Here is a 26,385-nt window from a genome sequence, read left to right as displayed (position 1 = left end):
GCGCGGAACGCGCGGACGGGGAAGGACGTGATCATGGAGGAGGGGCGACCGGCGTGCAGGTGATCGTGGCGCACAACCGGTACCGCGAGGCGCAGCCGTCCGGCGAGAACACCATCGTCGACCAGGAGATCACCCAGCTCCGGGCCGCCGGGGTGACCGTCCATCCCTTCCTGCGCAGTTCCGACGAGATCGCGGAGTTCTCGCCGGCAGCCAAGGCGCTGCTGCCGATCTCGCCGATCTACGCGCCAAAGGCGCAGCAGGAGCTGAGCCGGCTGATCACCGAGCACCGGCCGGACGTACTGCACCTGCACAACCCGTACCCGCTGCTCTCGCCCTGGGTGGTCCGGACCGCGCACAGGCACGGGGTGCCAGTGGTGCAGACGGTGCACAACTACCGGCAGGTCTGCTCCTCCGGGCTCTACTTCCGGGACGGCAAGATCTGCCAGGACTGCCGGGGCCGGGCGCTGGGCGTGCCGGCGATCGTGCACCGCTGCTACCGGGGCTCCCGGGCGCAGAGCGCGCTGATGGCGACCACCCTGGCCGTACACCGGCCGACCTGGCGGTCCGTGGACCGCTACATCGCGCTCACCTCCGGGATCGCCGCGCACCTGCGCGACTACGGCATCCCGGAGGAGCGGATCGTGGTCAAGCCGAACGGCATCCCGGATCCCGGCATCCCGGCACCGCTCGGCGAGGGCTTCCTGTTCTTCGGCCGGCTCTCCCCGGAGAAGGGGGTCGGGCTGCTGCTCGACGCCTGGCGCCGGCACCCCGACGGCGCACTCGGTCCGCTGCGCATCGCCGGGGACGGCGAACTGCGCCCGCTGGCGGAGGCGGCCGCCGCCGAGCGCGCCGACGTCGAGTTCCTCGGCCCGCTGGACCGGGCCGGGGTGGCCGCCGCGCTCCGGTCCACCGCCGTGGTGTTGGCCGTGCCGACCTGGCACGACGTGCTGCCCACGGTGGTGATCGAGGCGCTGGCCGCCGGCCGCCCGGTGCTGGGTACCGCGCTCGGCGGCATCCCGTACCTGGTCGGCGCGGACGACCCGGCGGGTGCGGCGGGCTGGCTCGTCCGACCGGAACCGGCCGAGCTGGCCGCGGCGCTGCCCACCGCCCGGGAGGCCGCCGCGACCGTCGCCCCGCTGGCCCGGGCCCGATACGAACGGACCTTCCACCCCGACGTGGTCACCAAGCAACTCCTGGACGTCTACGCCGGGATGGCCGGACGCTGACCGCCCGGCCGGCGGTCGGCCGGCAAGGGTCCGGGGCTTTCCGGCGTTCCCGCCGGTGCGGCGTGCCGGGACCAGTCGCACCCGTCGCCCGCCGCTGCGGCGTGCCCGCCGGCCGCCGGTGCGGCCCGACGGGTGCGGACGAGGTCAGCGGAGCGAGGCGCGGGCCGAGAAGGCGATGCTGGCCAGCAGGAAGCCGCCGTTGACCACCGTGAAGGCGGCGATCAGCCAGGTCGTCCACGCCGGTACGACGGTCAGCACCAGCCCGGCCAGGAAGATCACCGCACCGTAGTCCCGGATCAGCTTCACCAGCCGGACCGGCAGCGAGGTCGAGGTGACCATGCTGGCGGCGTTCGGGCCGGCCGCCATCACCGAGGTCACCAGGTTGACCATCCAGGTGCCGGCGAACGCCGCGACCAGCCAGATCGGTGCCGAGGGCCGCTGCGCCACCGCCGTCGCCGACAGTGCGGTGACCAGTGCGATCTGGGCCGCCACGTCGCAGAGCACGTCCACCCGTGCACCGGCCGGGCTGCCCTGGCCGGTGACCCGGGCGAGCTGCCCGTCCGCGCAGTCCAGGGCGTACGCCAACTGCCAGCCGAGCAGCGCGGCCAGCCCCACCACCCAGGCCGGTACGTCCCCGGCGGCGACCGGCCCGGCCAGGGTCACCACGGTCACCGACACCGCCAGCCCGAGTACCAGGTTGCCCATGGTCAGCGCGGTGGGCGGCAGCCCCATCCGGTGCGCGGCCAGGGCCAGGGCGGCGCCGATCCGCTGGCTGATCGCCTCGCTGAACAGGCCACCGCCCCGGTTGACCCGGTAGAAGTCGGCGGCGGTGGGCGGGGACACCAGGTCAGCCGAGATGTTCACGGATTGCATCGCCGTAGTTTGCCAGCCGTTCACCGATCGCGGCAGGAGCCAGGTCGAGGTGTTCCAGAATGGTGTATCGATCCGGCCGGGTGCTCGGGGCATAGTGGACGGCGGCGGCGAACTCGTCGTCGGTCAGCCCCAGCTCCGTCGGGGTGGTGGGCAGCCCGTGCCGATGCAGGCAGGAGGCGAGCTGGCCGAACCGTTCCAGGTCGCCGCGCAGGTAGGTGCAGAAGAGCGCGCCGAGCCCGACCTGCTCGCCGTGCGACGACGCGCCCGGGTTGAGCCGGTCCAGCGCGTGCGAGATCTCGTGGCAGCCGCCGCTGACCGGCCGGGTCGAGCCGCAGATCGACGAGGCGATGCCGCCCAGGATCAGCGCCTCGGCCAGCGTGGTCAGGAAGGCGTCGTCGGTGATCTTGCCGGGATGGTTGATCAGGGCCTCGGCGCCGGAGCGGGCCAGCGTGACGGCGAGCCCGTCGATCGGCTCCGCGCGTACCCGGTGGGCCAGCTCCCAGTCGGCGACCGCGCTGAGGTTGCTCAGCGCGTCCCCGATGCCGGCCTGGGTCTGCCGGTCCGGGCCGTTCTCCACGAAATCGAGGTCGACCACGATGGCGATCGGGATGTGCACCCCGTAGGAGCCCTTGCCGCCGTCGTGGTCCAGCGAGGCGGTCGGCGAGGCGATGCCGTCGTGCGCCAGGCTGGTCGCCACGGTCACCATCGGGATGCCGTAGCGCGACGCGGCCCACTTCGCGGTGTCGATGGTCTTGCCGCCGCCGATCCCGACCACCGCGTCGTAGGAGCGGCGGTGCAGGTGCTCGCCGAGTTCCTGGGCGGCGTCCAGGGTGCCGCCGGTCACGGTGAAGACGTCGGCGTTGCCGAGGCCGGGCCGGCACAGCTCGGCGATCCGCTCGCCCTGCCCGGGGCCGACCACCACCGCCACCTCGCCGCCGGCCGAGATCCGCCGGTCGGCGAGCAGCGCACCGAGGTCCGCGACCGCGCCGCGGCGCACGTCGATCACCAGCGGGGTGTTGACGGTACGGGCTAGTAGTGGCATGCGATCTCCCGGGCTCGGGCCAGGTCCTCGTGGTTGTCGACCTCGACCCAGGGCAGGTCGCCGATGGGTGCCGCCCGCACCTCGCCGCCGCGCTGCGCGAACTCCTGGTAGCCGTCCTCGTAGTAGAGGTTGGGGTCACGTCGCCAGGTCGCCTCCAGCGCGTCGGCCAGCTCACCGGCGACCCGGGACTCGATCACGGTCGCCCCGATGTACTCCCCGTACGCCTGCGCCGGGTCCATCAACTTGCTGATCCGGACGAGCTGGCCGGAGTCGTCGAAGACCGTCTTCATCTCCTCGTCGGCGAGCTTCTTCACGGTGTCGACCGCGAGCAGGATGCCCGGGCCGCGCCGGGCGAGCAGGGTCCGCTCCACGTCGACCGGGTGCACGGTGTCGCCGTTGACCAGCAGCGCGCCCTGGGCGAAGTGCTCGCGGGCCAGCCAGAGCGAGTACGCGTTGTTCCACTCCTCGGCCCGGTCGTTGTGTACCAGGCTGAGCTTCACGCCGTAGCGGTCCTGGAGAGCGGCCTGCCGGGCCTCGACCGTGCCGGCCGCGTACCCGACCACCACGGTCACGTCGGTCAGCCCGACCTCGGCCAGGTTACGCAGCGCGATGTCGAGAATCGTGGTCTCGCCGTCGACCGGAATGAGTGCCTTGGGCAGGGTGTCCGTGTACGGCCGCAGCCGGCGACCCGCCCCCGCGGCCAGTACCACACCGATCATTCCGGGTCCTCCCTAGCGACACGTCCAACGCACGGAGGATAGCGCTGCGTGTCAGGAGTACGAATTCCCGGCAAACAGCAGAGTAACCCATGTCGATGCAACGGCGGGTGAACGGGCGGAAACCACCCGTCGAGGCAGGTAACGGAGGGCGAGCTGTGGCAGCTCTGCGGGAGGCGGGCCGGGCCGGGTGTTCAGCCGGGCAGCGCGGCCAGGTCGGCGAGGAGCCGCAGCCGCTCCGGCGGGGTCAGCACGGCGTACGGGCCGGCCGCCCGGCGGTCCGTCTCCAGCTCGATGGCGAGCCGTTCCGGCCCCGCCGCGAGTTCGGCGATGCTCCGGGCCGTGTGCCCGGCGGCCTGCCACGCGGCGGCGTGCGCGTCGTCGCGGTGGTACTGCAGCGTGCCGAGCCGGTTCAGCAGCAGTACGCCCGGCGGGGTGCCGTCCGGCTCGTACGGGGGCGCCACCGCCTCGAACGCCCGCCCGTCGGTCGGTCCGTCCACCGGGACGGTCTCGGCCGGCGCGGGTGGCAGGTGGCCGTGCCCGGTGCCCGGTACCGGCGGCTCGGCGGGACGCAGCTCGTCGAGTGCGGCCGAGAGCAGCCGGCCGAGGATGCCGACGAGTCGGCGTACCCGTTCGGGGTGCCTGGCCCAGATCTCCCCGGTCACCTCGGCGTGCAGTTCGGCGAGCTCGGCCAGGAAGGCCCGGCCGCGCTCGGTGGCCAGCACGCCGCCGTCCGGCAGGCGGTACAGCATCCCGTGCGCGACCTGCTTGTCCAGCACCCGCTGGCACTCGGCCAGGTCGCCGTAGCGGAGCAGGGCGGCCAGCCCGACGCGGTCGATGGTGCCGCCGGGTGCCGCCAGCCGGGTCCGGAAGTCGATCAGGAAGCCGGTCGCGGCCGGACCGCCGTAACTCTGGATCAGTTCGGCGCCGCCCCGGACCCGGGTGGTCGCCATGACGGTGCGCAAGACCCGGTCGACGGCCGGCCAGACCAGCGCGGCGGCCTGGTGCGGGGCGAGCGGGACCGGGTCGTTCACAGGCCGATCAGGTGCAGGGCGCGGAAACCGTCCTCCGCGATCCGCCGGATCAGCCCGTCGTTGAGGTCGCGGTGCTCGTCGCGCCCCGCGACCTCGTCCTCGCCGAGCCACCGGAACTCGGTGTGCTTGCCCGCCTCCAGCCGGGGGCGGGCGAGGTCGCCGTCGACCCGGACGAGGAAGTCGGTCTCGATCCGGTCGATGCCGTCGTCGGGCGTGTAGCGGTATTCGCCGACCGTGCCCAGCACCAGCGAGACCGTCCAGCCGGTCTCCTCGGTGACCTCACGGAACAGCGCCTCCTCGACCGTCTCGCCCGGTTCGAGGTGACCACCGACGATGTCCCAGGTGTTGGGAAAGAGCTTCCGGTGAGGGGACCGTCGCTGGATGAAGATCCGGCCCTCGTCGTCGACGATCAGGGCTCCGGCGCAGCGTAGGGGCTCTGTGGACACGCGTCGAGACTAGCCACCCCGGTCCCGCCGCCCACACCGCCGCTTGTGGTTCCCCGGCCGAACGTCCAGTCTGTCCCTAACCGGTGTCCCCGTCCCAAGGATGTGATGAGTGATGCGGGTACGTGAAGCGATGTCCGGCAATGTCCTGGTGGTCGGCCCGGAGCACACCCTCCGGCAGGCCGCCGAGATGATGGCCGAGCGGGGCGTCGGCTCCGCGGTCGTCGTCGACCCCGACTCCGAGGGCGTCGGCATCATGACCGAGCGCGACGTGCTCAAGGCCGTCGGCGCCGGCCTCGACGTCGACGTCGAACGGACCGCCGCGCACCTGACCTGGGACGTGGTCTACGCCGGACCGGACTGGACGGTGCACGAGGCCGCCGAGGCGATGTCCCGGGGCGGCTTCCGGCACCTGGTGGTGCTGGACGACGGCGAGGTGGTCGGGATGATCTCGGTCCGGGACATCGTCCGGGTCTGGGTCGGCACCCCGGCGGTCGCCTCGATCTGACCGACCCGCAACCCGGGAGCCTGGCCGACCCGCAACCCGGGAGCCGACCCGACCCGACCCGTAGCCCGGGAGCCTGGCCGACCCGACGAGCGGCAGCCCGGCCGACGCGAGACGCGGGCGTCCGACCGGCACAACGCCGGTGCCGGGCCGTCCCGTCCAGCGGCTGCCGGACCGTCACCAGCCGGGGCGAATCGCCCGCCGGCCGGTTTCGGCCGCCCAAGATACGGACATTGTCGTGCCTCCGCCCGGGACGCTGGCGGCGCCCGTACGCTGGGTAGTCATGACTGTCGAGCAGCTGATCTCCTTCGCCCGTGGGGCGCCGTCGCTGGACATCGTCGACATCGAGGGGCTGAAGGCCGCGGCCGGACGCGCCTTCGACGCCGACCCCGCCGGCATCACCGGGTACGGGACATCCGTCGGATACCCGCCCTTGCGGAAGTGGATCGCCGACAAGCACGGCGTCGAGGTCGACCAGGTCCTGGTCACCAACGGTTCGCTCCAGGCCGACGCGTTCCTGTTCCAGCACCTGGTACGCCCCGGCGACGCGGTCGTGGTGGAGCGGCCGACCTACGACCGGACCCTGCTCAACCTGCAACGCCAGGGCGGTGAGCTGCACCCGGTCACCATCCAGCCGGACGGGGTCGACACCGACGAGCTGGGCAAACTGCTCGAGTCCGGGGTACGCCCGAAGCTGGCGCACATCATCCCGAACTTCCAGAACCCGGCCGGGGTGACCCTGTCGGCGGAGAAGCGGCAGGCCCTGCTCGACCTCGCCGCCGAGTACGACTTCACGATCTTCGAGGACGACCCGTACGCGGACATCCGGTTCCGGGGCGAACCCCTGCCCTCGATGCTCTCGCTCGACCGGCAGGGCAGCGTCGTGCACGCCTCCAGCTTCACCAAGACGGTCTGCCCGGGCGTCCGGGTCGGCTACCTGGTCGGTCCGGCGCCGCTGATCGCGGACATCGCCAAGGAGGCGACCAACCTCTACATCTCGCCCGGCATGGTGGCCCAGGCGATCGTGCACCAGTTCTGCGTCAGCGGTGACCTGGACCGGTCGATCCGGACCGTCAGCACCGCGCTCGGCGAGCGGGCCGCCGCGCTGGCCGCGGCGCTGCGGGTGCACATCCCGGACGCCCGGTTCACCGAGCCGAACGGCGGCTACTTCCTCTGGATCGAGCTGCCGCAGAACGTGCACGTGGACCGGCTGGCGCCGGCCGCGGTCGAGCGGGGCGTCACGGTCGTCAAGGGCAGCGACTTCCTGGTGGAGGGGGGCCAGCACGCGCTGCGGCTGGCGTACTCCGGGGTGACCGTCGACCAGATCGACGAGGGGGTCCGCCGGCTCGCCGACGCGGTGCGTGCGGTACGCCAGTAACAGGTGTTCCAGGGCTGACCGGTGCGACGGATGCCGGGGTACGGCGCCGGGCGGACGCTTCCGGTGGCCGTACCCCGGTTTCTCGCGTCCGGAGCGGGTGGCGGTGCCGGGATTGGGCTAACGGTCGCAGTGAGCGCGGTGTGCACGTCCGGGAGGTAGGAGGCGGGGCCGGCCGTGGCCTCCGGGCGGTTACCTAGCTGACCGGGTGTTTCGTTGGGAATGCTCTGTCAGATATCTGACAATAGTGGCCGTCGGCGAATTCAGGGCTTCCTACGCGCCGGTAGCCGGCCCACAATGCTGCGAGCGCCACTCGCGTGGAGCCGCTCGTTCCGTCCCGGGACGGCAGGCCTCCGGCTGCGGCTGGCGCGCCCCGGAGCAGAACCCCCGCCCCCACGGTGCCGGGTGGGCCGTCCGCACCTTACCCCCCGACGTGGACGGTCCACCCGGCGCCACTTCTCCGGCCCCTCGCCGGCGAACCGGCCCGCCACCGGTGGCGCCGCCAGCGGTGATCCGCGACATGTCCGGCGCCGAGTGCCGGCGGCGTACGCTGCAACCCGCGACCGAACGGGCCGAGAGGGGGCGGTGGCGATGCCGGATCAAACCGATTCCGATCGAGTGGCGGTCAGTGGGAACAGCCGGCCGAGACCCCGAGCCTGGACGGCACCGGTGCGGGCGGTGACCCGGATGCTCAGCACCGAGGTCGGTCAGCAGCGGACCCCGGAGAACCCCCGGCCGGACGGGCAGGGCGTGGTCGACTGCGGGCTCTACGCCGATGGCGTACGCCAGCCGGGACAGCTCGGTTACGCCGAGGCGCTGGACGCCGCGCGGCAGCAGCCCGGCGCCTTCGTGTGGCTGGGCGTGCACGAGCCGAGCCAGGCGGAGATGGCCGGCATCGCGGCGGCGTACGGGTTGCACGAGCTGGCCGTCGAGGATGCCGTCAAGGCGGAGCAGCGTCCCAAGCTGGAGCGCTTCGGCGAGGTCAGCTTCCTGGTGCTGCGTACCGTCCGGTACGTAAGGCACGGCGAGCTGACCGAGAACTCCGAAGTGATCGAGACCGGCCAGGTGATGCTCTTCATCGGGCCGAACTTCGTGCTCACCGTCCGGCACGGGGACGCCTGCCATCTGGCGCCGGTCCGCTCCGACCTGGAGGCCCGGCAGGAGATCCTCCGCCAGGGGCCGTGGGCGGTGGCGTACGCCGTGATGGACCGGGTGGTGGACATCTACCTGGAGGTGACCGACCGGGTCGGCGATGACCTGGACCTGCTGGAGGGCGAGGTCTTCGCCCGGCAGGCGCACGGCCGGATCCAGCGGATCTACCAGATGAAGCGGGAACTCGTCGAGTTCAAGCGGGCGGTCGTCCCGCTGCAACGTCCGATGATGACGCTGACCGCGCAGGTCAACCGGGAGGTGCCGAAGGAGATCCGGCGGTACTTCCGGGACGTGCAGGACCACCTGACCCGCACGGTGGAGCAGGTCAACTCCTACGACGACCTGCTCAACTCGATCCTCCAGGCCCGGCTCGCCCAGGTGACGGTCGATCAGAACAACGACATGCGCAAGATCGCCGCGTGGGCCGCCATCGCCGCGGTCTGGACCGCGATCGCCGGCATCTACGGGATGAACTTCGACTTCATGCCGGAGACCGGCTGGAAGTACGGCTATCCGGTCGTACTCGCGCTGATGCTGCTGATCTCGCTCGGCCTCTACCGCTGGTTCCGGCGCAACCGCTGGCTCTGATCCGCACCGGCGGTGCGTACGGTCGCGGCGTGGGGCATCCCCGCCCCACGCCGCCGTGACCGTCCCCGGACGACGCCACCTGCCCGGAACCGCTCCGGGGTGGTGCGCCCGTACCGCCGAACGCGGCCGGCCCCCGCCGGAGTGCCACCCGCCCACACCACGTGCGGCGCACCCCGTACCGGGGCGCTCAGTTGCCGCTGTTGCGCGACGCGGCCGTACCGAGCAACCCGTCGGACTTGTCGCCGCTCTTCGTCGCCACCTTCTTGGCCCCGTCGGTGATCGGCCCGGTCGAGATCTTCTCGCCGGCCGCCGCCGTACGGTCCTTCGCCTTCTCCATCGGCCCGGACTTGGGCCCGGTGGGTTCCCGGGTCATGTCGCCCGCCGAGTTGCCCATGATCGTGGCGGCGTCGTCGCGTACGGCGTCCAGCGTGGCCGCCGGGTCGTACTCGTCCCACGGGCGCTGCCCGCGCCGCCGCATCGCGACCGCGCCCATGGCGCCGGCCACCGCCCCCGCGACCATCAGCCCGGTCAGGACCGGCCAGCGTCGACGCATCATCGAGTTCTTCTTCCGCATCGCTCTCATCTTCCTCGATCTCGCCTTACGGGCGACCGAGCCGGCCTGGCGGGCGCCGTCCGTGGCGGCCGTGGCCAACGGTGCGAACCTGGTCGTCGCCGACTCCCAGCCGTCCGACGCTGTCGCCCGCACCCTGGTCGCCGTCGGCGCGAGATAGGCCCGGGCGGCGTACGCCCGCGGCCCCACCGTTGCCCCGACCCCGGACGCCGCGTGGGTGGCCGCGCGCATCAGGTGATCGAGGCTCTCGCCCAGTTCGGCCTTGACGAGCTTCCTGCGGGATCTGCGCCCCCCGAATCCAAACACCGGTCCCCACCTCCTTGGGTGTTGTTCCCCCGTCATCCTGCACCCTCGGATGCGCCCGCACTGCCAGAACGGGCACATGGGAGGATCCGCATAGAAACACCTACCAGCGCCGGCCTGCGCCTCCTGGCCGGCGGACCGTCCCGCCGGCCGGCACCTCGCGGCCGGCGGCATGTCGATCGAGGAGTACTCGTGGCCGAGGCCGCCTACGCAACCCTGCACACCAACGCCGGTCCGATCCGGCTGGAACTGTTTCCGAACCACGCCCCGAAGACCGTGCGGAACTTCGTGGAACTCGCCGAGGGGACCCGGCAGTACACCGACCCGCGGACCGGCCAGCCGGGCAGCGGGCCGTACTACGACGGCACCATCTCGCACCGGGTGATCAGCGGGTTCATGATCCAGATGGGTGACCCGACCGGCACCGGCCGGGGTGGCCCGGGTTACAACTTCGCCGACGAGTTCCACCCGGACCTGCGGTTCGACCGGCCGTACCTGCTCGCGATGGCGAACGCCGGCCCGGGCACCAACGGCTCGCAGTTCTTCATCACCGTCGCGCCGACCCCGCACCTGAACAACCGGCACACCATCTTCGGCCAGGTCGCGGACGAGGAGTCGGCGAAGGTCGTCGACGCGATCGCCACCACTCCGACCGGCGCGCAGGACCGGCCGCTCCAGGATGTGGTCATCGAGCGCGTCGAGATCGAGCGTAAGGACGGCTGACGTCGATCCCGGGTACCTTTGCCTGCATGAGTCGTAGCGGGTGGAGGTCGGGCATGAGCGGAGAAGCGGCATGAGCGAGTCGCCGCCGACCACACCGGTCTGCTACCGCCACCCGTCCCGGGAGACCTACGTCCGGTGCACCCGGTGCGACCGGCCGATCTGTCCCGACTGCATGCGGGACGCATCGGTCGGGCACCAGTGCCCGGAGTGCGTGGCGGAGGGCCGTCGCGGGCAGCGGCCGGCGCGTACCGCCTTCGGTGGCGGTGCCGCCGGCCGCCGTGGCTACGTCACCAAGGCGCTGATCGCGGTCAACGTCGCGCTGATCCTGATCTCCATTTCCACCGCCCGGGGCGCCGAGGCGGTGGCCGGCGCCGGTTTCGGCGGGCTGCTCGGCGGGGCGACCCCGCTGACCGAGTGGGGCGCCGTGCTCGGCCTGGACCGGGTCCCCCCGTTCGGCGTCGAGGAGGGCATCGCGGCCGGTGAATACTACCGGCTCTTCACCGCGATGTTCCTGCACTACGGGCTGCTGCACCTGTTGATGAACATGTGGGCGCTCTGGGTGCTGGGCCGGTCCCTGGAGGCCGCCCTCGGGCCGCTGCGGTTCCTGGCGCTCTACCTGGTTGCCGGGGTCGGCGGCAACGTCGCGGCGTACCTGTTCAGCCCGGCGACCGCCCGGACGGTCGGCGCGTCGACCGCGATCTTCGGGCTCTTCGCCGCGCTCTTCGTGATCATGCGTCGACTGGGTCGGGACACCTCGTCGGTGATCCCGATCCTCGTGGTCAACCTGGTCTTCACCTTCGCCGTGCCCGGGATCTCCATCGCCGGTCACCTGGGCGGGCTGACCGCCGGCGCGGCGATGGCCCTGGTGCTGGCCTACGCGCCCCGGTCCCGCCGCACGCTCTTCCAGGTCGGTGGCGGTGCGGTGATCGGACTGGTGCTGACCGGCCTGACCCTGATGCAGTCCGCCGCCCTGCTCGCCTGAAGCTCGGCGGGGCACCGGAAACGACGACCGACCGCCGGATCCAGCGTCGACCGACCGCCGGATCCGGCGGCCCGGCGGCTCAGTACGCCGGGCCGCCGGCGCGTACGGCGTGCAGCACCTCGACGACCTCGCGCGGCGCGACCCCGAGGTCGTACCGGCTGAACAGGTGCAGCGAGGCGCCCCGGTCGATCTCCAGCGTCTCGGTCGGCAGCCCGAGGCGGGGCCGGGTGTCCACGGTGATCCGTTCGATCTCCGACCAGGGGATGTGCCGCCGTCCGGCGAAGCCCTGGATGACGGTGACCCCGTCGGGGTCGACCGCCAGCCGGACCGGCGCCACCAGGTCCCGTACGCCCCAGCCGAGCAGGACGGCCGCGACCAGTAGTCCGGCGCCGAGTCGTACCGGGTCGCCGTCGGCGAAGAGGGCGCCGAGCCCGACGAAGAGGGCCGCGCCGCCGAGCTTGCACACCGGCAGCGCGGTCTCGACGCGCCAGCGCCGTGCGGGAGTGTCCGGTTCGGAGTGCACGGGTCCAGGATGCCATCGCCGTCCCGGGTGGGCGTCCGGGGCGCGGGTGCCGGTCGCCGCAGCCGGGGCGGACCGGTGCGGCGGGACCTCTTCCGGTCGGCACTCACCGACGACGTAGTATCGGGGTAGCCAAGTTACTGGGGAGTAGACATGGCGGACGCGGTCATCGTCGGTGCGGTACGGACCCCGGTCGGGCGGCGCGGTGGAGTACTCGGCGCCGTGCATCCGGTCGACCTCTCGGCGCGGGTGCTCACGGCGCTCGCCGAACGCGCCGGGCTGGACCCGGCCGAGGTGGACGACGTGATCTGGGGCTGTGTCTCCCAGGTCGGCGAGCAGGCCTGGAACGTCGGCCGCAACGCCGTACTCGCCGCCGGCTGGCCGGAGTCGGTGCCCGGAACCACGCTCGACCGGCAGTGCGGGTCGAGCCAGCAGGCGCTGCACTTCGCGGCGGCGGCGGTCGCCTCCGGCCAGGCGGACCTGGTGGTCGCCGGTGGCGTGGAGTCGATGACCCGGGTGCCGATGGGCAGCAGTATCTCGCCCGGACCCACCGGCACCGGTCTGCCCTACGGCGACCTGGTCCGGGACCGCTACCGGGGTACGCCCGGCTTCGCCGCCGACGATCCGGTGCCGTTCAACCAGGGCGTCGGCGCGGAGCTGATCGCCGCCCGCTGGGGGCTGACCCGGCGACAGCTCGACGAGTACGCGCTGACCAGTCACCAGAAGGCGGCGGCCGCCCAGGACGCCGGTGCCTTCGAGTCGGAGATCGACCCGGTGTTCGTACCGGACGGTGCCAAGGTGGTCGCCGACGAGGGAATTCGCCGGGACACCAGCCTGGAGCGGCTGGCCGAGCTGAAGACCCCCTTCCGGGCCGACGGGGTGGTCACCGCCGGCTCCGCCTCGCAGATCTCCGACGGTGCCGCCGCGCTCGCGGTGACCACCTCCGAGTGGGCCCGGCAGCACGGCCTGCGACCGCTGGCCCGGATCCACACTGCCGTGGTCACCGCCGACGATCCGGTGCTGATGCTCACCGCACCCATCCCGGCCACCGCCAGGGCGCTGCGCCGGGCCGGGCTCGGCATCGAGGAGATCGGGGTGTACGAGGTGAACGAGGCGTTCGCCCCGGTGCCGCTCGCCTGGCTGGCCGAGACCGAGGCCGACCCCGCCCGGCTCAACCCCCGGGGCGGCGCGATCGCCCTCGGCCACCCGCTCGGCGGCTCCGGTGCACGGATCATGACCACGATGCTCCACTACATGCGCGACCACGGTGTCCGGTACGGCCTCCAGACGATGTGCGAGGGCGGCGGGATGGCCAACGCAACCATCGTGGAACTTCTATAATTTCATTCTCGTCCATGCCTCGGCCGCGTCATCCCCGGCCGGATCTCGTTGGAAAAGGCGTGGATGTGTTCTGTCGAACGTTCCTGCCGGCCGCCGCCGAGACCGGGGTGGCCAGCCCGACCGTGAGTCGGCATCTGCCGGTCCTGCGCAACTGCGTACCGGCCGGCGAGGTCACCGTTCTGGTGACCCGGTGCACCCGCCCGGAACAGCCCACGCACGGCTGCCTGCTGCTGCTCACCACCCGCCGGCTGGTGATCACCGAGCAGACCCGGCTGCTGCACCGGCTGCGGCTGCACCTCAACACCGAACTGCGGCACCTCAACAACGTCGCGTGGAACCCCGACCCCCGGGCCTCGATGGTCGAGCTGGCCGCGACCGCCGTCGACGGCGTACGCGAGCGGTTTCTGATCCGGGCCGACCGGCCCAGCCAGATGTGGCAGCTCGACGCCCTGTTCAGCCAGGTCTTCCGGCCGAAGATGGCGGCCCGGTCCGCAGTGGCGAACTCCGCCGCGCCGGTCGACCGCCCGGCCGTGCCCGGCATCGGGCACCACCCGGTCCCGGCGGCGGCGGCGACCCCGCCGGCCCGGCTGACCGCACCGGCCCGGGCTCCGCGACTCAGCCCCGCCATAGCCGTCTGAGCCGCCGGTCAGCAGCGGGGTCGCCGGCCGAGTAGCCGTCGGGCAGCCACGGCGGTCAACAGAGCCCACTTCCGGGAACCGTCGCCGGCGTGCTGGCCGTCGTGATGACCTGGCCGACGCCGCGCTGTCCCCGCCGGCGGACCCGTACCGAATCCGAACGTTGCCGGCGGAGGCAGCAGGCCGGCCATCGGACATCATTGGCCGGTGGCCGTCGACACCGTGCAACCGGGCAGCAGCGCCCCGCACCGAGGGCTCGTCCTGGTGGTCGAGGACGAGCGGTCCATCGCCGACCTGGTCCGGCTCTATCTGACCCGGGACGGCTACGGCGTACACGTCGAACACGACGGCGACGCCGGGCTGGCCGCGGCGCGGCGGCTGCGCCCGGTCGCCTGCGTACTCGACATCGCCCTGCCCGGCCTGACCGGTACCGAGATCTGCCGTCGGCTGCGCGCGGCCGGCGACTGGACGCCGGTGATCTTCCTGACCGCCCGGGACGACGAGGTGGATCGGGTCGTCGGGCTGGAACTCGGTGCGGACGACTACGTGACCAAGCCGTTCAGTCCCCGCGAGCTGGTGGCCCGGATCCGGGCGGTGCTGCGCCGCACCGGTGGCGCCCCGGACGCCGCCGGGCAACCCCGGGTGGTCGGCCCGGTCACTCTCGATCCGGTACGCCGGCAGGTCAGCGTGGCCGGTGACCCGGTGCAGCTCACCTCCACCGAGTTCGAGCTGCTGGCACACCTGATGGGCCGGCCGGGCCGGGTCTTCACCCGGGAGGAACTGCTGGCCAGCGTCTGGGGCTACGCCGCGCACACCGGCACCCGCACCGTCGACGTGCACGTCGCGCAGGTACGCGGCAAGCTCGGCCCCGCCGCCGACGTGATCCGGACCCATCGCGGCGTCGGGTACGCCTGTGCCGGCTGATCCGGTGGACGGGACGAGCCGGCCGGCGACCGGCGATCGCGCCGGGACGGGCCGGCCGGCGGCCGAACCGGCCGGCGGCGCGCCGGGGCGGGACCGGGCGCGCCGGTTCGGACGTACCCTGACCGCCCGCGCGGTCGCGGCCAGTTGCGCGGTGGCTCTGGTGGCGGTCTTCGTGACCGCCGTCGTCGCGGTGCCGCTGGCCACCCGCTCGGCCGAGCGGCAGGCCCGGGACGCGCTGGCGGCACAGGCCCGGCTCGCCGCCGAGGCGCTGCGGAACCGGCTGGACCGGGGACGGGCCGCCGACGAGGAGCGGATCGTCCGGCAACTGCGTAACCAGGGCATCGACGCGTACCTGATCAGGGCCGGCAGTCCCGACCGGCCCGGCCTGCCCGCCGAGGTGGTCGACCGGCTGGCGGCCGGCCGGAACTTCTCCGGCCAGCGATCGGTCGCCGGCCGGCGGGCGATGGTGGAGGGGCGCTGGCTGCCGGGCGGCAACGGTGTCGTACTGGCCCGGCCGGCCACCACCGAGCTGTGGGGGGACGTCGTCGGGCTGCTCTGGCTGCCGCTGCTCGCCGGGCTGACCGCCGGGGTGGTGGCCGGGGCGCTGCTGGCCCGCCGGCTCGCCCGGCCGATCCGGCACGCGGCGACGGCGGCGGCCCGGTTGCGCTCCGGCGACCGGGCGGTACGGGTCCCGGTGGAGCCGCCGGAGGAGGCCGCCGACCTGGCGTACGCGCTCAACGACCTGGCTGCCGCGCTGGCCCAGAGCGAGGGGCGGCAGCGGGAGTTCCTGCTCTCCGTCTCGCACGAACTGCGTACCCCGCTGACCGCGATCCGGGGCTACGCGGAGGCGCTGGCCGACGGGGTGGTCGGCCCGGAGGGCGCCCAGCGGGCCGGCCAGACCATGCTGACCGAGGCGGAACACCTCGACCGGCTGATCGGCGACCTGCTGTCGCTGGCCCGGCTGGAGGCGGCCGACTTCGCCCTGGAGCCGGCGGCGGTGGACCTGAACCGGTTGACCGCCGACGCCGCCCAGGTGTGGAGCGCCCGCTGCGCCGCGCTCGGCGTCGTACTCCGGGTCGAGGTGCCGGCCGCGCCGACCTCGGTGCACACCGATCCGGGCCGGATCCGGCAGGTCGTGGACGGGCTGCTGGAGAACGCGCTCCGGGTCGTACCGCCGGGCGCGGCGATCGTGCTCGCGGTACGCCCGGGAGGGCCGGCCGAACCGCCCGGCGGGGTGCTGGAGGTCCGGGACGCGGGGCCGGGGCTGACCGACGACGACCTCGCGGTGGCCTTTGAGCGCGGTGCGCTGCGCCAGCGCTACCAGGGCGTACGCCAGGCTGGCAGCGGGCTAGGGCTGGCCCTCGCCGCCGGTCTGGTCCGCCGGCTGGGCGGCCGGATCACCGCCGGGCACGCCCCGGAAGGTGGCGCGAGTTTTACCGTCTGGTTACCAGCCGGAGGCTAGAACGGTCACCGGCCAGGGGCGTAGCCGCTCCTTACCGTGGCCCGGCCGTCGGCCCGCTTCGGCCCCGACGTCGGCCCCGGCCAAACCCGCCGAGTGGAGGTGATCCGGGAGGCCGGGCGCGGATGCCAGGCATGGCGGAGGCCGGTAATCAGGCTAGGCTAGGGCCGATTTGTCGTCGGCACCGTGGAGATCCCCGTGAAGCTCTCGATCCTCATGCCGGTCTACAACGAGGAAGAACGCATCGCGGACGCCCTCAAGCAGGCCCTCGCGGTCGACTATCCATGCGAGATCGAACTCGTCGTGGTCGATGACGGCAGCCGTGATGCTACCGGAGAGATCCTCGGTCGGGCCGACGACACCCGGCTCCGGGTGATCACCCATCCCCGCAACGCCGGCAAGGGTGCGGCGATCCGGACCGCGGTGGACAACGCCGAGGGCGAATACATGGTGATCCTCGACGCCGACCTGGAGTACGACCCGCAGGACATCCCGAAGCTGCTCGCCCCGGTGCTGGACGGCCGGGCCACGGTGGTCTACGGAAATCGGACATTCGGCAGCCACAGCGCCTACAGCTTCTGGTACGTGATGGGCAACAAGGCCGTCACCACCGCCGCCAACGTGCTGTTCAACTCCTACATCGGGGATCTGGAGACCTGCTTCAAGCTGATGCCGGTCGGGCTCTACCGCTCGCTCGACATCCGCTCCCGGGGGTTCGGGATGGAGGCGGAGGTGACCGGCAAACTGCTGCGCCGCCGGATCCGCCCGTACGAGGTGCCGATCAGCTACCGGGCCCGCAACCGGGAAGAGGGCAAGAAGATCACCTGGAAGGACGGTGTCGAGGCGCTGCTGATCCTCGGCCGGGAGCGTACCCGCCGTCGGGAGACCCCCGGCCGGCGCTGACCCGGCGCCACCCCCGACCCGGGGACGGGTCGGGGGCGGGCGCGGCGGTGGACCTTTCAACCTCCCGTTGCGGTCCGCCATGGCCGTAGGCGGAAACCGGGGCGCGTGCGCCGCGCGGTTCAGGTTGAAGAGGGCCAGTCGTCAGCCGAGGAATTCGGTGATCGACCGGCGCAGGCCCGCCGGGTCGAGGCCGTGCCACCGGGCGTGGTCGGCCGGTTCGCCGTACCGGCGCAGGTCGGTGCGGCCCACGCCGAGCGAGAGCGACCGGTGCGGTACCCCGCCCAGCGCCGCGCCGAGCAGCGCGCTGGACGTACCGGCCAGATAGGGCTCGACCAGCACCACCGACGGTGCGGTACCGGCGGTGGTGGCCGCGCCGGCCAGTTCCCGCAGTCCGACGACGTCGAACGGGCGCGGCGTGTGGGTGTACGCGACCGTCACGTCCAGCCCGGCGACCGCCTCCAGCACCGGGCGGAGCATCGGGCCGACCGCCACCACCAGGGCCGCGCCGACCGAGCCCCGGCGGAGTACCGCCAGCCGCCCGGCGGCGGGCAGTGGCCCCTCGTTGACCTGGGTGGAGAGCCGCAGGTAGACCCGGTCGTCGTGCCGGACGGCCGCCCGGAGCAGCCCGGGCACCTCGGCCGGATGCCCGGGCACGTGCACCGTCCAGTCGGTGAGGGTGTCCAGCAGGGCCACGTCGCCCGGGGACATGTGCGTGCGGCCCATGCTCGCCCCGTCGTACGACGCACCGACGCTGACCACCACCGCACCCACACCCTGGTGGTCGAGGTCGAGCTTGAGCTGCTCGTACGCCCGGTCGACGGCGAATGTGGCGTACGAGTGCACGATCGGGCGCAGCCCGGTCAGGGCGAGCCCGCCGGCCACTCCGACCATCAACTGCTCCCGGATCCCGACGTTGAGTACCCGGTCCGGGTGCTGCCGGGCGGCGGGCCCGAAACTCGACGCCGAGATGTCGGCGAGCACGACCGCGGTACGCGGATCGTCGTCCAGCAGCGCGGTGGCGGTGTTGACGAAGGTGTCGCGCATCGCGTCGGTCACTCCTTGGCTTCGACGACCGCGACGACCACGTGCGGCCGGTCCGGTCGGTAGGCGGTGAGGGCGATCTCGATCGCGTCGTGGTCCCGGCCGTCGACGGTGCTGGCGGACCAGCCGTGCACGGTGAACCGGCTGGCTATCCCTCCCGGCCAGCCGTGGCTGGCGGACTGGTTGTCGATCACGATCGCGGTGAGCGTGCCCAGCCCGGTGGCGCCGGCGTACGCCATCGCCTCGTGGTTCGATCCCTCGTCGAGTTCGGCGTCGCCGAGCAGGACGTACACCCGGGGCCGGTCCAGGCCCTGGGCGCGGAGCCCGAGCGCGGTGCCGACGCCCAGCCCGAGGCCGTGGCCGAGCGAGCCGGTGCCGATCTCGACCCCGGGGACCAGCACCCGGTCCGGGTGGTGGCCGAGCCGGCTCTCCGGGCCGGCCAGGTCGTCGAGCCAGTGTTCCGGGACGAACCCCTTCGCGGCGAGCACCGCGTAGTAGGCGGCCGGTCCGTGACCCTTGGAGAGCAGGAAACGGTCCCGGTCGGGGTCGTCGGCGGTCGCCGGGGAGACCCGGAGGATCCGGTCGTAGAGCACCCAGAGCACGTCGAGGGTCGAGTGTGCGCTGGGCGCGTGTTTCTCGTCACCGGTCAGCCTGCGTAGCAGCGGAGCGAGTGCGGCCGGAAGGCTGGAGCACCGGACCTGCGGCGCGGACGGGCGGATACGCCCCGCTGCGGTGGCTGTCGTGGTCATGCCTCTACCCTGCAAGTTGAAGTTCGCTTCAACTCAAGACCTTTGCCGGGATAGCTGTCGATCCGGTTCCGGGGTAGCTGTCGATCCGGTCCGACCGTCTGTGAGGGGGATCGCCGTGCGGCAGGAGACCCTGACCATCGGGGAGTTGGCCGCCCGCTCCGGCGTGGCGACCTCGGCGCTGCGCTACTACGAGCGGCTCGGGCTGATCCGGGCCGGGCGTACCGGAGGCAACCAGCGGCGCTTCGACCGGGCCGAGCTGCGCCGGGTGGCGTTCATCCGGATCTCACAGCAGCTCGGGGTGTCACTGGAGGACATCCGGGGGGCGCTCGCCGAGCTGCCGGACGGACGTACCCCGACCAGGGCCGACTGGGCGCGGCTCTCCGCGAGGTGGCGTCGCCGGCTGGACGAGAAGATCGACCTGATGATCCGGCTGCGCGACGATCTCACCAACTGCATCGGCTGCGGCTGCCTGTCGCTGCGCAGTTGCAACCTCTACAACCCGCACGACGAGCTGGCCGCCGAGGGCTCCGGCCCGCGCCGGATGCTGCCCGCCCCACCTCCGGAGCCGGGCCCGGCCGGCTGATCCGGTGCTCCGCCGGCTGTGCGCGTGACGGACCAGGTGATTCAGTCGACCGTGAGCAGCACCTTGCCGATGTGGTCGCTGGAGTCCACGATCCGGTGCGCCTCGGCCGCCTCCGACATCGGCAGCCGGCGGTAGATCACCGGACGGACCGAGCCCGACTCGATCAGCGGCCAGACCTCCTCGCGTACGCCCCGGACGATCGCGGCCTTCTCCACGGCGGGCCGGGACCGCAGTGCGGTCGCGGCCACCGAACCCCGCTTGGCCAGCAGTGCGGCCAGGTCCAGTTCGCCCTTGCGGCCACCCTGGAGGCCGATCACCACGATCCGACCGCCGGTGGCCAACGCCTTGACATTGCGGCCCAGATAGGAGGCGCCCATGATGTCCAGGATCACGTCGGCGCCCCGGCCGTCGGTGAGCCGCTTCGTCGCCTCGACGAAGTCCTCCTCGGCGTAGTCGATGACCCCGCTGGCGCCCAACTCGCGAAGCCGGTCGTGCTTGTTGCCCCGGGCGGTGGCCAGCACGGTGGCGCCGAGGGCCGTACCGAGCTGGATCGCGAAGGTGCCGATGCCGCTGCCGCCGCCGTGCACGAGCAGGGTCTCCCCGATGCCGAGCCGGGCCAGTTGGACCACATTGGACCAGACCGTGCAGGCAACCTCGGGCAGTGCCGCCGCGTCGACCAGGTCGACCCCCTCCGGTACCGGCAGGAGCTGCCCGGCCGGTACTGCCACCCGTTCGGCGTAGCCGCCGCCGCTGAGCAGCGCGCAGGCCGGATCGCCGACACTCCAGCCGGTCACCTCGGCACCGACCGCACTGACCACGCCCGCGCACTCCAGGCCCGGGTACGGCGGAGCACCCGGCGGCGGCGGATAATGTCCCTGGCGTTGCAGTAGGTCGGCCCGGTTGACCGCACTCGCCCGGACCTCGAGCGTCACCTCGTCCGGCCCCGGAATCGGCTCGGGCACGTCGGCCCAGACCAACGCGTCGGGTCCGCCCGGCTCGGGAATCGTGATCGCCTTCATCGGTCCAGTCTTACCCGATCCTCTTTCCGGCCCAAGCCTCGGCCCGGAGTTCGGCTGGTTAAACCCCGCGCGATCAGGTCGGTGCTTTCCTGCCGGGTACGCCCGTGGATCCTGCCGGGTACAGCCGTGGATCCTGCCGGAGGTCCCCCAACCTGCTACGCCCGGCCGACCGCCGGCCATGGCACACTAGGCACGGCCGTGGACCGCTGTTCCATGGACGACCACGGCCCCGGGAGGGCTCGCCTAGTGGCCGATGGCGCTGGTCTTGAAAACCGGTAGGGCGGCAACGTCCTCGTGGGTTCGAATCCCACGCCCTCCGCAAGTGAACTTGTGTGCGCGCCGGTCTGCCGGCCCGGAAACGCCGTTGCCGTTGCCCCGCCTTTCGGGTGTCGATCGGGTCGAGGAGTACGGCGGCGCGGCGGACGCGCACCAGGCGTGCCTGCGTACCTCCGTCGGCAGTGCGACGAGCAGGGGTCCCGCTCGATCTGTTCGACACGGCGCATCCGTTCGAACTGGTCTCTCTCATGATCCCTGGACAAACTCTCCTCCTCTCTATCCCTTGCCTCCGACACACGTCAGACATGCCGCGATTGTTGCCTCGGTGCCAACGCCGTTGGGCGCACGGCGAGCACGACTGTGGATAACGAAGACGTCTGTGGACAACGGCCTGATCATGTGTCGGATGTGGTACACGGGGCTTCGGTGCGCGGGTCTGTTCCGGTACCTGGGAGATGTCCCACACTCGGTTGACGGCTATGCGATGGGTTCCCCTACGCTCTACGCGTAGTAATCGCACGGTGATTCTCCGTGCACATCTTCTGTGGAAATCGGCGGTACGGGGCCGCTGGCGACGGTCACGCCCGAATGGGCGTACGGAGTGAAGCGAGGGCGCCATGGAGCTGCGGCTCACCCCGGTGCAGGTGCGGAACCGACTCATCCTCGTGGCCCGGCGAATCGTCGCCGATCACGCTGCGGACGCCGAGGGGATCTGCCGCAGCTGCGGAGTCCTGCACTGCGAGGCACTGGCGGCGGCCCGCGGCTATCTGGCCCGGGTCGAGGAGCCGCGCCGCCCGCTGGTGGTCGAGATCCACCGCCGCGCGGCCGTACCGCCGCCCGGCGTCACCGCCGCCGAGCTGCGGATCGCGGCCGACGCGGTACCGAAGGACGCCGAACCCTGACCCGCCGGCGCCGAGGCCGCGCAGTGGCGGGCCGAGATGCCCTGAGGAGTGACGGGTGGCGAACGTACGGAGCAGGCCGCGAGGTCCACGCGGGTGGTTACCCGTCGAACGGGTAGAAAGGGCACGGCGCCGGTTCACCGGCCCGAGCGACCCGCTGTGCGGAAAGGACTTCGCGATGACTCTCGACCGACCCGTTCCACCCGACCCGTACGAGCTGCTGCCGACCGTTCCGACATTCACGCTGACCAGCAACGACGTCCAGAACGGCGAGCCGATGGCCGCCGAGTTCGCCCACCCGAGCGTCGGTGGCGCGAACCTCTCGCCGCAGCTCGCCTGGACGGGCTTCCCGGCCGAGACCAAGAGCTTCTCGGTCACCTGCTATGACCCCGACGCCCCCACCGGCAGCGGGTTCTGGCACTGGGTGCTGGTCAACGTACCCGTCGAGGTGACCGAGCTGCCCCAGGGAGCCGGGCAGACGTCATCGGCCGGTGTTCCGGGCGCGTTCAGCGTGCGCAACGACTACGGCGAGCAGACGTACGGCGGCTCCGCGCCGCCGGCCGGGGACCGCCCGCACCGGTACGTCTTCGCCGTGCACGCCCTCGACGTGGAGAAGCTCGACCTCGCGCCGGAGGCGAGCCCGGCGTACGTCGGGTTCAACCTGACCTTCCACACCCTGGCCCGGGCGGTGATCCGGCCGACGTACCAGGTCAAGGGCTGAGGCTGGCGGCGGGGCCGGCATCCGGCGGAAGATGGTGCGCCGATGCCGGCCCGTGGCCCGTGGTTGCTTCAGGCGGGCACTCGGGCGACCGCGAAGACGGACTGGCCGAACGGCGGGCGGACCACCCGCTCTGCGGCCTTGGTCACCGGCAGTACGAGGGTGTCGTACACCTTGACCATCGGCCCTTCCTTGGGCATCAGCCGGAAGACGCTGGTCGCCATGTAGTAGCCGAGCAGTCCCAGCGCGTTGGCGTAGTGCAGCGTCTCGACCTCCAGGCCCGCCTCTTCGAGGGCGGCCCGCATGGTCTTCTTCGTGTAGCGCCGGACGTGCCCGGTGGCGATGTCGGCCGGGCTCATCGCGAACTCGAAGGCCGGCACGATCAGCACGATCGCCCCGCCGGGTCGTACCAGATTGCGCATGCTGCGCAGCGCCCCGACGTGGTCCTCGATGTGCTCCAGCACGTTGTAGGAGACGGCGGCGCTGTAGTCGCCCTGCTCCGTGTTGGGCAGCAGCATCTGCCGCACCTCGATGGTCGGCTCGCTGGCGAGGCGCTCCTTGAGCGCGACCAGCCGGTCCGGGTCAGCCTCGGTCGCGGTGAACCGCTCCAGGAACGGTGCCCACTCGATGGCGTAGTCCCCCAGGCCACTACCGATCTCGATCGGATTGTCGCCAAGGTAGGGGAGAGCCAGCTCGACGAACCAGCGTCGGTGGTTGACGGCTGTGGCCAGGCCCTCGAGCACCTCTTCCTGAATACGCTGATCTCCAGTTATTTCTGCCATGCGTAGATCCCTCACGCTCTGACTCGACCTGCACTGGACCGACAGAGTGAACCATCTACGACGACCGTAGGAAAATTGGGGCACTCGTGCGAGCCGAACTCGTGACTTCAGGCATCGGTTGTGACCAGTTCGGGGGCGTTTCGTTACAGACCTCCCGAACATAGCCCGAGGAGGTACGCCCGGCATGTCAGGGCGATAACAGTCCAGCGTCGATCCCTTGGTCGACTCGCCACGCTCCGTCAGCTGACGGTGACGCTCCGGGATCGCCGCGGTGGCGGAGCCCGGTTCGGCGGCGGACGGGTGCTCAGGAGGTGCGGATGCAGCAACCCGCGCACACCTTGGGCTGCGGCAGGGTGAAGGCCAGGCAGCAGGTCTTGCGCTGGACGGTCAGTTCGCCGGTCGGGCCGGGCACCAGGTCGACCAGGTCCGCCACGCCCAGGGTGTCGAGCAGTGCGCCGATCGTCTCGGCGGAGCCGCCGGGCAGCGTGTCGGCCGCCCGCAGTACCCCGTGCGCCACGCCGGAGGCGACCGAGCCGAGCAGCGTACGGGTGCCGACCCGGACCTGCTGGTGCAGCGAGTCGAGCATCGGGGTCAGGTGCGCGTCGAGCAGGGACGCGCGCAGCGCGGCGAGCAGCTCGGCCTCGCCCAGTACGACCCGCACCTCGGGCAGGCCGGAGAGGGCCAGTGGGTCCGAGGGAAGTACGGCGATTTCGGTGGAGCGGCGCATGCCGAGCGTGAGCAGCGGCCGATGGTCCTCGAACCTGACCAGTACGTCGTCCGGGCGCAGCAGTGGCACCCGGCGCGCGGAGGCCCAGCCGAGCACCACGGGCAGCAGCAGCCAGTAGGTGTAGGACTTCCAGGCCAGTGCGGCGGCGGTGTGCGAGGTGGCGCCCCAGCGGTGCCGGGTGACGGCCAGCAGCTCGGGCAGCCGGGTGCCGTCGACCAGCTCGGTGGCCGGGGCCCAGCCGGTCTCGTCGGAGACCAGCAGGCCGGTCGCGAGGCCGGGCAGCTCGTCGGTGCCGAAGGCGGCGCGCAGCGTGGCGGTCACCGGGGCCAGTGGTGCGGCGGCCCGGTCGCCGATCAGGACGGTCACGCTGGGTCGCCGTTTCGTGGCGTTCCGGTGGGCGGGCAGGCGGACGGCACGACGGCCGCAGCCGGACTGGTCTGCCTCGATACCACCTGGATCAACCCCCCACGTCTGACAACCGAACGTCACCCTAGCCTACTAAGGCAAGGCTAACCAGAGTTGGGGGTACCGGGGTGTCTTCCCGGGATGTTTCCCCCGACACGTCGCGGATCTGACTGGGATCGGGAGTTGGGCTGTGGAGGATCATCCACGGAGACCGGAATGTCAAGCCATTGTCGTTAACGCGCCAGTTCTGTCAGACTGGCCGGCTCGGCCAGCAAACTGAGATTCCCGGCCAGAGGATCCTGATGACCACGCCAATCGAGCGGGCTGCCGACTCGTTCGCGGCCGAGCTTTCCCGCCGGCGGGTCGAGCGGGGCATGACCAAGAAACAGCTCGCGGCCCGGATGGGGTTCGACCCTTCCTACGTCAGCCATGTCGAGGGCCGGCGGCACCGGCCGACCGAGGACTTCGCCCGGCGCGCGGAGGCCGTACTCGGCGCCGCCGGAGCGATCTGGCAGCGCTTCCAGGAGTACGACGAACTGCGGCAGGCCCGCTCCAGTGCCGTCGCGCACCGCGACCCACCCGTGCCCGAGCAGTGGATGCCGCCCGGCACCGGACTGATCGTGGAGCAGGAGACCGCCACGCTCGCCTACCACGAGGGCGCGTACCGCTGCGTGATCCGGCGGGCGCTCTACAACGCCGGAACGGAGCCGGTCACCCGCTACCTCGTGCGGATCGCCGTCGACCGCTATCCCAACGACCCTGCCCGGTCCAACCGGCACCACCGGGAGAACCCGCTGACCTTCGCCGAGCTGGACCTCCAGGCGTTCTGCGACGACCAGGGCAGCCGCGAGCCGATGGAGTGGCGCAAGAAGCACGACCGGGACGCCTTCAAGGAGGTGTGGCTGCTCTTCGAAAACGGCGACGGCCGGTTCCCGCTGTATCCGGGCGAGCGGGTCACCACCGAATACTCCTACCGGGTCAACCAGGACAAGTGGGGGCAGTGGTTCCAGCGCGCCGTACGGCTGCCCACCCGTCGGCTCGCGCTCCGGCTCGACCTGCCGCTCGACCTCGAGCCGCAGGTCTGGGGCGTGGAGACGTCGCTGTCGGCCGAGGAGGGGCCGCTGCGTACGCCACTGGTCCGGCACGACGAGGGCGGCCGGGCGCTCTTCGAGTGGTCGACCGACGACCCGCCGCTGAACGCCCGGTACCGGCTGGAGTGGCGCTACCGGGCCCAGCCGGCCGCACCCGCCGCCGCGTCGCCGGAATCGGCGGAGGGCCGGGCCAGTGACCGGATGCGGGCCGCCGGCATCGTGCAGCTCGGCGCGGACCTGCTACGCCAGCCGGCCCGGCACTTCGACCTGCCCCGGGACGACGCCAACGCCCGGGACGTGGTGGCCCGGCTCCGGGTCGCTCTGGAACGCCTCGACGAGCTGCACCCGTTCAGCAAGGGGGTCGGGCTCGCCGCACCGCAGATCGGGCTCCCCTGGGCCGCCGCCGTGGTACGCCCACCGGACCGGGACGCCGAACCGGTCGTACTGCTCAACCCCCGGGTGGTCGACGCCGCGCTGGAGACCGACGAGCAGTACGAGGGCTGCCTCTCCCTGTTCGATCTCCGTGGCCTGGTCGCCCGGCCGCTGCGGCTCGACGTCGAGCACGCGCGTTGGGACGGCAAGCGCATGATCACGTCGTTCGAACTCGCCATGGCCCGACTGGTCGCGCACGAGATCGACCACCTGGAGGGTCGGCTCTACGTCGACCGGATGGACCCGGAGGTCCCACTGGTGCCGATCGAGGAGTACCGGGACACCGGCAACCCCTGGCGCTATTGAGCGCGGACGGCCGACCCCCGAAAGGGGAGCCGGGCCTCCGTG

27 protein-coding genes and 1 tRNA gene are annotated in these 26,385 nt (G+C 72.2%); 16 read left to right on the top strand and 12 right to left on the bottom strand.

The genetic code is table 11. The annotated features are described in order from the left end of the window. The first annotated feature begins 53 nt into the window (after nucleotides 1-53). A complete protein-coding gene (locus tag R6Y94_RS25830) occupies nucleotides 54-1,226 on the top strand; it encodes a glycosyltransferase family 4 protein (RefSeq protein ID WP_318398437.1) in 1,173 nt (390 codons plus the stop codon). Nucleotides 1,227-1,370: 144 nt separating this feature from the next. On the opposite strand, the gene R6Y94_RS25825 is transcribed toward R6Y94_RS25830, so the two are convergent. From R6Y94_RS25825 to R6Y94_RS25805, 5 genes are all read right to left on the bottom strand, one after another. Continuing rightward, a complete protein-coding gene (locus R6Y94_RS25825; protein ID WP_318398436.1) occupies nucleotides 1,371-2,099 on the bottom strand; it encodes a CDP-alcohol phosphatidyltransferase family protein in 729 nt (242 codons plus the stop codon). Beyond that, nucleotides 2,074-3,141 (bottom strand): iron-containing alcohol dehydrogenase family protein, encoded by a 1,068-nt coding sequence (locus R6Y94_RS25820; protein WP_318398435.1) that lies wholly within the window; start codon nucleotides 3,139-3,141, stop codon nucleotides 2,074-2,076. The genes R6Y94_RS25825 and R6Y94_RS25820 overlap by 26 nt, the downstream gene beginning before the upstream one ends. After that, complete coding sequence (locus R6Y94_RS25815) at nucleotides 3,129-3,860, bottom strand: phosphocholine cytidylyltransferase family protein (protein ID WP_318398434.1); 732 nt, start codon at nucleotides 3,858-3,860, stop codon at nucleotides 3,129-3,131. The genes R6Y94_RS25820 and R6Y94_RS25815 overlap by 13 nt, the downstream gene beginning before the upstream one ends. Before the next feature lie 191 nt (nucleotides 3,861-4,051). After that, a complete protein-coding gene (locus tag R6Y94_RS25810) occupies nucleotides 4,052-4,891 on the bottom strand; it encodes a hypothetical protein (RefSeq protein ID WP_318398433.1) in 840 nt (279 codons plus the stop codon). Then, entirely contained in the window at nucleotides 4,888-5,337 is a 450-nt protein-coding gene (locus R6Y94_RS25805) for an NUDIX hydrolase (protein ID WP_318398432.1), read from the bottom strand. The genes R6Y94_RS25810 and R6Y94_RS25805 overlap by 4 nt, the downstream gene beginning before the upstream one ends. A 112-nt stretch (nucleotides 5,338-5,449) precedes the next feature. Between R6Y94_RS25805 and R6Y94_RS25800 the strand changes: the two genes are divergently transcribed. The 3 genes from R6Y94_RS25800 (at nucleotide 5,450) to corA (ending at nucleotide 8,954) form a co-directional block, all read left to right on the top strand. Then, nucleotides 5,450-5,842, top strand: a complete 393-nt coding sequence (locus R6Y94_RS25800; protein WP_318398431.1) for a cyclic nucleotide-binding/CBS domain-containing protein — start codon at nucleotides 5,450-5,452, stop codon at nucleotides 5,840-5,842. Nucleotides 5,843-6,122: 280 nt separating this feature from the next. Beyond that, nucleotides 6,123-7,217 (top strand): PLP-dependent aminotransferase family protein, encoded by a 1,095-nt coding sequence (locus R6Y94_RS25795; RefSeq protein ID WP_318398430.1) that lies wholly within the window; start codon nucleotides 6,123-6,125, stop codon nucleotides 7,215-7,217. Between the two features lie 588 nt (nucleotides 7,218-7,805). Further along, nucleotides 7,806-8,954, top strand: a complete 1,149-nt coding sequence (gene corA, locus R6Y94_RS25790) for a magnesium/cobalt transporter CorA (protein ID WP_318398429.1) — start codon at nucleotides 7,806-7,808, stop codon at nucleotides 8,952-8,954. Between the two features lie 187 nt (nucleotides 8,955-9,141). On the opposite strand, the gene R6Y94_RS25785 is transcribed toward corA, so the two are convergent. Then, complete coding sequence (locus tag R6Y94_RS25785) at nucleotides 9,142-9,831, bottom strand: hypothetical protein (RefSeq protein ID WP_318398428.1); 690 nt, start codon at nucleotides 9,829-9,831, stop codon at nucleotides 9,142-9,144. Between the two features lie 189 nt (nucleotides 9,832-10,020). Between R6Y94_RS25785 and R6Y94_RS25780 the strand changes: the two genes are divergently transcribed. Both R6Y94_RS25780 and R6Y94_RS25775 read left to right on the top strand, forming a co-directional pair. Beyond that, nucleotides 10,021-10,551 (top strand): peptidylprolyl isomerase, encoded by a 531-nt coding sequence (locus R6Y94_RS25780; protein ID WP_318398427.1) that lies wholly within the window; start codon nucleotides 10,021-10,023, stop codon nucleotides 10,549-10,551. 70 nt (nucleotides 10,552-10,621) lie between these two features. Beyond that, on the top strand, nucleotides 10,622-11,533 hold the full coding sequence (locus R6Y94_RS25775; protein ID WP_318398426.1) for a rhomboid family intramembrane serine protease: 912 nt from the start codon (nucleotides 10,622-10,624) through the stop codon (nucleotides 11,531-11,533). A 79-nt stretch (nucleotides 11,534-11,612) separates the two neighbouring features. Here the strand turns inward: R6Y94_RS25775 and R6Y94_RS25770 are convergent, their stop codons facing one another. Further along, nucleotides 11,613-12,056: a PH domain-containing protein gene (locus R6Y94_RS25770; RefSeq protein ID WP_318398425.1), complete on the bottom strand. Its 444-nt coding sequence runs from the start codon at nucleotides 12,054-12,056 to the stop codon at nucleotides 11,613-11,615. Nucleotides 12,057-12,206: 150 nt separating this feature from the next. Between R6Y94_RS25770 and R6Y94_RS25765 the strand changes: the two genes are divergently transcribed. The 5 genes from R6Y94_RS25765 to R6Y94_RS25745 all read left to right on the top strand — a co-directional run bounded on the left by R6Y94_RS25765 (nucleotide 12,207) and on the right by R6Y94_RS25745 (nucleotide 17,315). Continuing rightward, nucleotides 12,207-13,394, top strand: coding sequence for an acetyl-CoA C-acyltransferase (locus R6Y94_RS25765; RefSeq protein WP_318398424.1), 1,188 nt, complete (start codon nucleotides 12,207-12,209; stop codon nucleotides 13,392-13,394). Between the two features lie 59 nt (nucleotides 13,395-13,453). After that, entirely contained in the window at nucleotides 13,454-14,032 is a 579-nt protein-coding gene (locus R6Y94_RS25760) for a hypothetical protein (protein WP_412102875.1), read from the top strand. A 204-nt stretch (nucleotides 14,033-14,236) separates the two neighbouring features. After that, nucleotides 14,237-14,953, top strand: a complete 717-nt coding sequence (locus tag R6Y94_RS25755) for a response regulator transcription factor (protein ID WP_318398423.1) — start codon at nucleotides 14,237-14,239, stop codon at nucleotides 14,951-14,953. Between the two features lie 4 nt (nucleotides 14,954-14,957). Then, nucleotides 14,958-16,415: a histidine kinase dimerization/phospho-acceptor domain-containing protein gene (locus tag R6Y94_RS25750; RefSeq protein WP_412102884.1), complete on the top strand. Its 1,458-nt coding sequence runs from the start codon at nucleotides 14,958-14,960 to the stop codon at nucleotides 16,413-16,415. A gap of 195 nt (nucleotides 16,416-16,610) precedes the next feature. Then, on the top strand, nucleotides 16,611-17,315 hold the full coding sequence (locus tag R6Y94_RS25745) for a glycosyltransferase family 2 protein (protein WP_318398526.1): 705 nt from the start codon (nucleotides 16,611-16,613) through the stop codon (nucleotides 17,313-17,315). 141 nt (nucleotides 17,316-17,456) lie between these two features. Here the strand turns inward: R6Y94_RS25745 and R6Y94_RS25740 are convergent, their stop codons facing one another. Beyond that, nucleotides 17,457-18,359, bottom strand: coding sequence for a transketolase (locus R6Y94_RS25740; RefSeq protein WP_318398422.1), 903 nt, complete (start codon nucleotides 18,357-18,359; stop codon nucleotides 17,457-17,459). Between the two features lie 8 nt (nucleotides 18,360-18,367). Continuing rightward, on the bottom strand, nucleotides 18,368-19,105 hold the full coding sequence (locus R6Y94_RS25735; protein ID WP_318398421.1) for a transketolase: 738 nt from the start codon (nucleotides 19,103-19,105) through the stop codon (nucleotides 18,368-18,370). Nucleotides 19,106-19,220: 115 nt separating this feature from the next. Between R6Y94_RS25735 and soxR the strand changes: the two genes are divergently transcribed. Further along, the gene (gene soxR, locus R6Y94_RS25730) at nucleotides 19,221-19,688 is read left to right on the top strand and encodes a redox-sensitive transcriptional activator SoxR (RefSeq protein WP_318398420.1); all 468 of its coding nucleotides are present in this window, start codon (nucleotides 19,221-19,223) and stop codon (nucleotides 19,686-19,688) included. A gap of 41 nt (nucleotides 19,689-19,729) precedes the next feature. Here the strand turns inward: soxR and R6Y94_RS25725 are convergent, their stop codons facing one another. Further along, entirely contained in the window at nucleotides 19,730-20,707 is a 978-nt protein-coding gene (locus R6Y94_RS25725) for an NAD(P)H-quinone oxidoreductase (protein WP_318398419.1), read from the bottom strand. A 232-nt stretch (nucleotides 20,708-20,939) separates the two neighbouring features. On the opposite strand from R6Y94_RS25725, the gene R6Y94_RS25720 reads away from it, so the two are divergent. The 3 genes from R6Y94_RS25720 to R6Y94_RS25710 all read left to right on the top strand — a co-directional run bounded on the left by R6Y94_RS25720 (nucleotide 20,940) and on the right by R6Y94_RS25710 (nucleotide 22,603). Next, nucleotides 20,940-21,026, top strand: a tRNA-Ser gene (locus tag R6Y94_RS25720). 574 nt (nucleotides 21,027-21,600) lie between these two features. Next, a complete protein-coding gene (locus R6Y94_RS25715) occupies nucleotides 21,601-21,885 on the top strand; it encodes a hypothetical protein (RefSeq protein WP_318398418.1) in 285 nt (94 codons plus the stop codon). A 175-nt stretch (nucleotides 21,886-22,060) separates the two neighbouring features. Next, nucleotides 22,061-22,603, top strand: a complete 543-nt coding sequence (locus R6Y94_RS25710; RefSeq protein WP_318398417.1) for a YbhB/YbcL family Raf kinase inhibitor-like protein — start codon at nucleotides 22,061-22,063, stop codon at nucleotides 22,601-22,603. A 68-nt stretch (nucleotides 22,604-22,671) separates the two neighbouring features. Here R6Y94_RS25710 and R6Y94_RS25705 read toward each other — a convergent pair whose 3' ends face one another. Together R6Y94_RS25705 and R6Y94_RS25700 are read right to left on the bottom strand one after the other, a co-directional pair. Further along, the gene (locus R6Y94_RS25705) at nucleotides 22,672-23,382 is read right to left on the bottom strand and encodes a class I SAM-dependent methyltransferase (protein ID WP_318398416.1); all 711 of its coding nucleotides are present in this window, start codon (nucleotides 23,380-23,382) and stop codon (nucleotides 22,672-22,674) included. Nucleotides 23,383-23,686: 304 nt separating this feature from the next. Continuing rightward, nucleotides 23,687-24,466, bottom strand: coding sequence for an IucA/IucC family C-terminal-domain containing protein (locus R6Y94_RS25700; RefSeq protein WP_318398525.1), 780 nt, complete (start codon nucleotides 24,464-24,466; stop codon nucleotides 23,687-23,689). 350 nt (nucleotides 24,467-24,816) lie between these two features. Between R6Y94_RS25700 and R6Y94_RS25695 the strand changes: the two genes are divergently transcribed. Beyond that, the gene (locus tag R6Y94_RS25695; protein WP_412102874.1) at nucleotides 24,817-26,343 is read left to right on the top strand and encodes a peptide deformylase; all 1,527 of its coding nucleotides are present in this window, start codon (nucleotides 24,817-24,819) and stop codon (nucleotides 26,341-26,343) included. Nucleotides 26,344-26,385: the final 42 nt, after the last annotated feature.

It is taken from the genome of Plantactinospora sp. KLBMP9567 (assembly GCF_033446045.1).
GTDB lineage: Bacteria > Actinomycetota > Actinomycetes > Mycobacteriales > Micromonosporaceae > Plantactinospora.
The sequence above is the reverse complement of the archived record's forward strand: the minus strand, read 5'-3'. Positions and strand labels throughout refer to the sequence as shown.